The organism is Promicromonospora kroppenstedtii DSM 19349 (genome assembly GCF_000515355.1).
Classification (GTDB): Bacteria; Actinomycetota; Actinomycetes; order Actinomycetales; family Cellulomonadaceae; genus Promicromonospora; species Promicromonospora kroppenstedtii.
In genome coordinates this window covers 23,399-25,719 of sequence record NZ_KI911701.1, presented here as the reverse complement: position 1 = coordinate 25,719, position 2,321 = coordinate 23,399, and the positions used below count along the sequence as shown (strand labels likewise).

Sequence of the window (2,321 nt, the reverse complement as noted above, 5' to 3'; positions counted from 1 at the left end):
CGTCGGCTCCGGCGCTCGCACCGGCCGGAGCGCCCGCGGACGGGACGATCGGGAGGTCCTCGAGCTCCTCGACGGTGCTGACGGTGGTGCCCACCTGGACGCTGCTGGTGCGGCCGTCCTCGGTGACGGAGCCGACCGGCATGACCGTGCCGTTGTCCTGCAGCAGGGAGGAGAGCTGGGCGGGCGTGAGGCCGGCGGCGGCGAGCTTCTTCTCGTCGGGCTCGATCACCACCTGGCGCTCGGTGGTGCCGGTCACCGTGACGTCGCGCACCTGCGCGATGCCCGACAGCTCGGGCACGAGCACGGAGTCGATCGTGTCGGTGAGCTCCTGCTCGGTGCCGTCACCGGAGACCGCGAGCTGGATCACCGGCAGGTCGTCGAACGACCCGGCCATGACCTCGGGCTCGACGTCCTCGGGCAGGTCCTGGATGTTGCCGATCGCCGACGTCATCTCCTGGCTGGCGTCGTCGATGTCGGTGCCGTACTCCAGCTCGACCGTGGTCATCGAGATGCCCGTGCCGACGGTCGACGTGACGCCGGTGACACCGTCGATGCCCTGGACGGCGGTCTCGACCGGGTCGGTGACACGGTCGGACACGATCTCGGGCGAGGTGCCCGGGTAGACCGCGGTGACCGCCACGACGGGCACGTTGAGGGAGGGTATGAGTTCCTGACGGAGCTGCCCCATGCTGAAGATGCCGACGACGAAGACGGCGATCGTCGCGAGTGCTACGAGCGCACGATTCGCGAGCGACATCCGGGCAAGACGAAACACACTTCCTCCAGGTCTGGGGTATACGCGCCGGGGTCCACGACTCCGTCGGCGCAGTATTTTGCCTAACGCAAAGGATCCTGCTGCGGTTCCCGGCACGCAACTCCGGTTCTCCCGGGTGCACCGGGGCACTAAAGTCACCCCGTGACCGACCAGACCCGCGAGCAGCTCGTCGCCGAGCTCGCCGCCCTGCACCACCGGCTCGGCGAGGAGTTCTTCGCCTCCCGGCTCAGGCCGCTGCTGGAGACCGACCTGACCGTGCAGCAGCTCCGGGCCCTGGCGCTCGTCCAGGTGGACCGCGACTCGACGCCGCACCGGCTGGCCGAGGCGCTCGGCGTCTCCGCCGCCACCGTGTCCGGGATCCTCGACCGGCTCACCGCCGCCGGGATGACGGTCCGCACCCCCGACCCGGACGACGGCCGGGTGCGCCGCGTGACCAGCACCGAGAAGGGCAGCGAGGCGATCCGCCGCATCGTCGCGCACGAGGACGACCTGCCGCCCGACCTGCTGGACGAGCTCGCCCTGGACGACCTGCGCGCCCTGACCCAGGGCACGCGCGCCCTCCTGGAGGCGGCCCGCAGGCTGGCGCCGTAGCGCACCCGGACGGCAGTTTGCCCCGCAGACTCGGCAGTTGGCATCGAGATGCCGAACGACCTGCCGCGCTCAGCTCACCAATCTGCGGACGCGCCCCGCGGCGAGACCGTGCGCGGCACGTCCCACGGGTTGTCGTCGCGCAGCGGCGCCGGCAGCAGCTCCTGCGGGGCGTCCTGGAACGTCACGCCGCGCAGGAACCGGCCGATCGCGGCCGTGCCCACCGAGGTGCCGTCCGTCGTCGTCGCAGGCGACGGTCCGCCGTGCTGCATCGCGGGGGTCACCGCGACTCCCGTGGGCCAGCCGCCCAGCAGCACGCGCCCTGCGTGCTCACCCAGCGCCGACACGAGCGCGCCCTGGTCCGCACCCGTCTCCCCCGCCCCGAGGTGCAGCGTGAGCGTCAGGTTGCCGGGGAACAGCTCCCCGACGACGGCGGCCAGGTCGGTGCCGCGCGGGTACTCCACGATCACGGAGAACGGCCCGAACACCTCGTCGAGCACCGCCTCCCCGGCGCCCCGGAGCGCGTCCAGCGACACCGAGACGAACGTCGGCGTCACCCAGGCCTGGCCGTCGGCGTCGCGGCGGAACCCGCCGGAGCGCACCACGCGGACGCCGTCGGCCCCCAGGACCGCCGAGACGCGCCGCTCGTAGCCGTCGGCGATCGACGGGTTGAGCAGCCGGTGCTCGGGCACGTCGGCCGCGGCGGCGACCACGGCGTCGTCGTACGCCGTGCCCTCGGGGACGAGCAGGAAGCCCGGCTTGGTGCAGAGCTGCCCGGCGGAGCCGGACACGCTCGCGACGTACCCCGCGAGCAGCGCGTCCCCGCGCTCCTCCAGGGCCGCCGCCGAGACCAGCACCGGGTTGACGCTGCCGAGCTCGCCGAAGAACGGGACCGGGTCGGGCCGCGCGGCCGCCCGGGCGGCCAGGAGTTGGCCGACCCGCTGCGAGCCGGTGAACG

At 73.1% G+C, this 2,321-nt stretch carries 3 protein-coding genes; 1 reads left to right on the top strand and 2 read right to left on the bottom strand.

What is annotated here, in order from left to right; all coding sequences use genetic code 11:
* Positions 1-757: efflux RND transporter permease subunit (locus PROKR_RS18455; protein WP_036965531.1), on the bottom strand; the 757-nt coding region annotated here is incomplete at its 3' end.
* A gap of 159 nt (positions 758-916) precedes the next feature.
* Here PROKR_RS18455 and PROKR_RS18450 point away from each other — a divergent pair.
* Complete coding sequence (locus tag PROKR_RS18450) at positions 917-1,366, top strand: MarR family winged helix-turn-helix transcriptional regulator (RefSeq protein ID WP_036965530.1); 450 nt, start codon at positions 917-919, stop codon at positions 1,364-1,366.
* Positions 1,367-1,440: 74 nt separating this feature from the next.
* Here PROKR_RS18450 and PROKR_RS18445 read toward each other — a convergent pair.
* Positions 1,441-2,321: aldehyde dehydrogenase family protein (locus PROKR_RS18445; RefSeq protein ID WP_036965529.1), on the bottom strand; the 881-nt coding region annotated here is incomplete at its 5' end.